Origin of the sequence: Pseudoalteromonas sp. Z1A6 (assembly GCF_011378745.1) — a bacterium.
GTDB classification, from domain to species: Bacteria; Pseudomonadota; Gammaproteobacteria; order Enterobacterales; family Alteromonadaceae; genus Pseudoalteromonas; species Pseudoalteromonas arctica.
In genome coordinates this window covers 1-4893 of sequence record NZ_WTKW01000309.1, presented here as the reverse complement: position 1 = coordinate 4893, position 4893 = coordinate 1, and the positions used below count along the sequence as shown (strand labels likewise).

3 protein-coding genes are annotated in these 4893 nt (G+C 39.5%); 1 reads left to right on the top strand and 2 read right to left on the bottom strand.

What is annotated here, in order from left to right:
- Positions 1-506: 506 nt before the first annotated feature.
- Entirely contained in the window at positions 507-1916 is a 1410-nt protein-coding gene (locus tag GQR46_RS16000) for a sugar porter family MFS transporter (protein ID WP_305137849.1), read from the bottom strand.
- Positions 1917-1977: 61 nt separating this feature from the next.
- Positions 1978-3018: a LacI family DNA-binding transcriptional regulator gene (locus GQR46_RS15995; RefSeq protein ID WP_165727822.1), complete on the bottom strand. Its 1041-nt coding sequence runs from the start codon at positions 3016-3018 to the stop codon at positions 1978-1980.
- A gap of 211 nt (positions 3019-3229) precedes the next feature.
- On the opposite strand from GQR46_RS15995, the gene GQR46_RS15990 reads away from it, so the two are divergent.
- Complete coding sequence (locus GQR46_RS15990) at positions 3230-4840, top strand: glycoside hydrolase family 43 protein (RefSeq protein ID WP_165741468.1); 1611 nt, start codon at positions 3230-3232, stop codon at positions 4838-4840.
- Positions 4841-4893 lie beyond the last annotated feature (53 nt).

Below are 4893 nucleotides of genomic sequence, written 5' to 3'. Positions count from 1 at the left end.
AAAAGCCGAGAAAAAAAGCCGAGGGTCAAATCTTGACTTCAGATATCAAAATTTTTGAATGACGGGTTCTCGCTCACTGCAGACTATCAGCTGTATTTGCTTTTTAGTTGCTTATTACACAAACTGCGCAACTACGTCTTGTTAAAAAAAACTACGTCACGTCTAATATTATTCATTTTTAGAACATGGCCGAAGGTTGATGACCCAGTTAACAACTAAGGGAAAACAGCGATGGAGGCAGCTTAAATCGAAATAATAAAAGTGTAAAAAATGATGTTAAACGCTATTACTGATCGTGATATTGAACAAGCGACTTACACTTTACTTAAATGCATTAGTAATTTAACTATTGAGAAGTGAGATAGTTACTGCGAGTTTATAAAGTGTTTGGGTTTAGTAAAAAAAGCTTAACGAGTGAAGCAGTCTAACAACGCCAAAACTATTGCTTTAGTTCTATTATTCTAGTTCTATTGCTTTAGTTTTGGCGCTTATTAAAGGAATAATATTTACCCTTTCATTTGTTCAAGCTCTTTGCCTTTGGTTTCGTGTAAAAACTTAAATACAAATATAACTGAAACAAACGCGCAAAATGCGTAAAAACCATACGCACCTGCTAAACCTATACCGGTGAGCATAACAGGGAACGACCAGGTAATTAAAAAGTTAGCTATCCACTGGGCAAAGCCGGTAACTGCAAGGCCAGAGCCGCGAATTTGGTTAGGGAACATTTCGCCTAACATAACCCACATTACAGGGCCCCACGATAAGTTAAAAAAGAATACATAAGCATTAGCGGCTATTAAAGCAACTATGCCCTGCTCTCCTAATTCTAAGTTGCCTGTTGAGCCAATATCTGCATTTAAAAAGGCATAAACAATAACCGAAAGTGTCACCGTCATACCAATTGAGCCGGTTAACAAAAAAGGTTTTCTGCCAATTTTGTCTATAAAATACATGGTAATAAACACCGCTAAAATACTTACAAAGCCGCTTATTATATTAATAAGTAACGCGTCAGATTCAGTAAAACCGGCTGCTTGCCAAAGTACCGCGCCGTAGTAAAAAACAACGTTAATGCCTACTAATTGCTGAAATGTAGCTAAGCCAATTCCTATCCAAACAATGGGGCGTAAACGTTTTTTAGGTTTATCAATAAGATCAGATAATTTAGGGTGGTGTTTATCGCCAGCAAGAGACTCTGCTATTTCATTTAATTTAAGAGCGGCAGTTTCAGCACCATATAATGACGATAAAACACGTGCAGCAGCGTCTTTTTTACCAGCCATAATTAAGTATCGAGGGCTTTCGGGGATAAAAAATAAAGCGATTAAAAACAAGCATGCAGGTAATAACTCAACCCAAAACATCCAACGCCATGTTTCAAAGTCGAGCCAAAATATAGCCGTAGAACCGCCAGCAGTATTGGCTAAAAAGTAGTTACTCACAAATGCGCTAAACAAACCAAAAATAATAGCCACTTGTTGCAGTGTAGAGAGCGTGCCTCTGTATCGCGCCGGGGCAATTTCGCTAATATAAGCTGGGGTCATAACCGATGCAGCCCCTACAGCTAAGCCGCCTAAAATGCGATAAATCACAAATTCAAACGAGGTGACTGACACACCCGAACCCCAAGCACTTATAATAAATAAAGCAGCGGCAAAAAGTAAAATTGGACGCCGACCAAATTTATCAGCCAATCGACCTGCGCAAAACGCACCAATGGCACAACCAATTAGCATGCTCGATACGTTAAATCCCGTACCCGCACTACTGGAGCCAAACGCCGTTTGTAATCCATCAACAGTGCCGTTAATTACGCCGCTGTCAAAACCAAATAAAAAACCGCCAATGGTCGCAACAAAGCAAACCAGTACTATTAAAAGTACATTTTCTTTCTCGTTCATAAGTATCCATATTGTGTGTTGTTGTTATTTTATATAGATTTTGAAGCTCAAAAGGGTGTGCGTACTCGTTTATTTAGTTGTTTTTATTGGCTGAGCTTGATTCTCTTTCTATTAATTCAAAATCTAAAATATGTCTTAAGTCTAAGCTTTTTACATTGCTTAAATCGTTATACTGACCCGATGCAAGTAACGTAATGGCAAGCTCAGCCATTTCATTAATAGGCTGTTTTACCGTAGAAATATTTGGCCAAACTATGGTTGCAAGTTGCGTGTCATCAAAGCCAACAACCGAGAGTTCGCTTGGAATATTAATACCTTGTTTTTGAGCTATTGAGATTACAGCGGCCGCCATATCATCGTTAGCTGCAAAAATAGCTGTTGGTTTATCATCAAGCGAAAGTAATTTTATTGCCGCTTCCATGCCTGATTGATAGGTAAAACTGCCCTGCTCTATATACTCAGGTGGCGTTATTATTTTATTAGAGCGCAATGCATCTAAATAACCTTGGTAACGCAAACGGCTTACACCTTGTTTAGTGTCGCCAATAATATGTGCAATTTTGCTATGCCCTTGATTTATTAAATGCTCTGTAACATCAAACGCCGCTTGATAATCGTCCATGCATATATAAGGGGAGCGATTTAATTTTGTATCTGGTGTTATTCTTACAAACGGAACATTTGCTTTAGTAAGAACATCTAAAACCTGTTCGTTGTCGCACATAGGAGGCAGTAAAATCATGCCATCAACCTGTGTAACATCAATAAGTTGCTTTACCGATTCAATTGTTTTGTCAATATCGGTATGCGCTTCGTCAACAACAAGGTGATAGCCCAATGCGCGGCATTTTTTAAGCGCTGCCAATAAAAACTGGCTTATGTAAGAGTCACTTGGGTTATCGTACAACAGTCCTAAAAAGAATGACTTAGTACTAGCAAGACGCCTAGCAGACACATTTGGCCGGTAGTTTAATTGCTCAACAACCGCCATTACTTTTTCGCGGGTTTTGTCGCTTACTTTTTTGTCTTGGTTGAGCACGCGCGAAACTGTCATCATTGATACACCAGCCTGCTCGGCTACATCTTGTATTCTTGCTCTTTTAGGATCGGCCATTACTGTTATTACCTACTCACAATCAGTGGATTGTTATAATTAACTTTCTTAATTTTCATTATACATAATTGTAAAGCTTGATATTGTTTACAGCGCGTTTTAAATGATTACTTATTGACAAAGTCTTATACTACACTGAAAATGTTAGCGCTAACAACAAATTTATAATATCCACACCCAATAATATAAAAAACTTAAAAAGGCCTATATTATGAGCATGCTGCAAAACCCAATTCTAAGAGGCTTTAACCCAGACCCAAACATTGTCAGAGTTAATAACGATTACTACATAGCCACTTCAACATTTGAATGGTTTGGCGGTGTGCAAATTCACCACTCTACCGATTTAGTAAATTGGCGAGTTATAGGCCAAGCACTTAACACCGTAGAGCAACTCGATATGCGAGGAGTGCCCGACTCTTGCGGCGTATGGGCTGCGCAACTTAGCTACAACAATGGGTGTTTTTATTTGGTATATACCAATGTAAAAAGCTTTGATGGCCCATACAAAGACACGCCAAACTATTTTGTATCAACCACTGATATTACCGGTAACTGGTCACAAGCGACTTACTTAAATTCTAGCGGTTTTGATCCGTCTATTTTTCACGATGATGACGGTAAAAGTTATTTACTCAACATGTTGGTTGATCACCGCAACAACGCACTATTTGGTGGCATAGTGATGCAAGAGCTTTGCCTAAAAACCAATAAGTTAATAGGCGATGTTAAACCTATATTTTCAGGCACAGAACTTGGTTGCACTGAAGGCCCACATATTTTAAAACGCGGCGATTACTACTATTTAATTACCGCTGAAGGTGGCACTGGGTATGAACACTGCATTAGTGTAGCGCGTGCTAAAAACGTATTTGGCCCTTACCAAGTACACCCACACAACCCTGTAATAACAGCAGTACATGAGCCGATTAATGCGCTACAAAAATGTGGCCATGGAGATTTTTTTCAAACACAAACCGGTGATTGGTACACGGTATTTTTAACATCAAGACCACTGACTGAGCGTGGCCGCTGCATTAAAGGGCGTGAAACAGGGATTGAGCAAATAATCTGGAAAGACGATGACTGGCCTTATGCAAAACACACAAATAAAGCCCCGAGAATACACGTACCCGTTGAAGGTTTAACGCTAAATCCCCAGCCGCAACCTCCTGCACATATTGATTTTAGTAACGATGAGCTTACTGTTGATTTTCAGTCATTGCGTATACCTATGTGCAAAAATTGGGTCTATAAAAACATCCAAAAATCATCGCTCACCCTAGTAGGTAAAGAATCTTTAAGCTCATTGCATCAGCAGAGTTTTATTGCCAGGCGTGTACAGGCTCAACATACTGTTAGCAGCACATACGTTGATTTTGCGCCGAGCAGTTTTCAGCAAATGGCGGGGCTAGTATGTTATTACAACACCGCACATTACTACTATTTGCATATAAGCGGCGGCGATGTGGGCGATGAAACCACACCGTGTTATTTAAATATAATTAGCTGCGATAAATACCAAACAAGCACGCCTGTTGCACCGCTTTTGCTTAAAACAAACAAACCTGTTTACTTAAAAGCTGATTTTAATGGCGCTCAGCTGCAGTTTTACTACGCCACCGAGGAGAACTGCTGGATAAAGTTTGGCCCAGTGCTCGATGGCAGTATTTTATCTGATGATTACGTACAGCAATCACCGCAAGGGTATCGCCCTTGTTTTACCGGTGCTTTTGTTGGTATGGCGTGCCAAGATTTATCGGGGCAAAATAAAGAAGCCCACTTTTCATTTTTTAATTATGACGAACCTAGCGGCGAATAAATTGCCGCTAGTTAAGTTTATTAGTTGATTTAGAGCTGATATAAAACCATTTA

What these genes read in the sequence shown, in the direction of transcription:
- GQR46_RS15990 (WP_165741468.1), top strand. Translation starts at nt 3,230, where the DNA reads ATGAGCATGCTGCAAAACCCAATTCTAAGAGGCTTTAACCCAGACCCA.
- GQR46_RS15995 (WP_165727822.1), bottom strand. Translation starts at nt 3,018, where the DNA reads ATGGCCGATCCTAAAAGAGCAAGAATACAAGATGTAGCCGAGCAGGCT.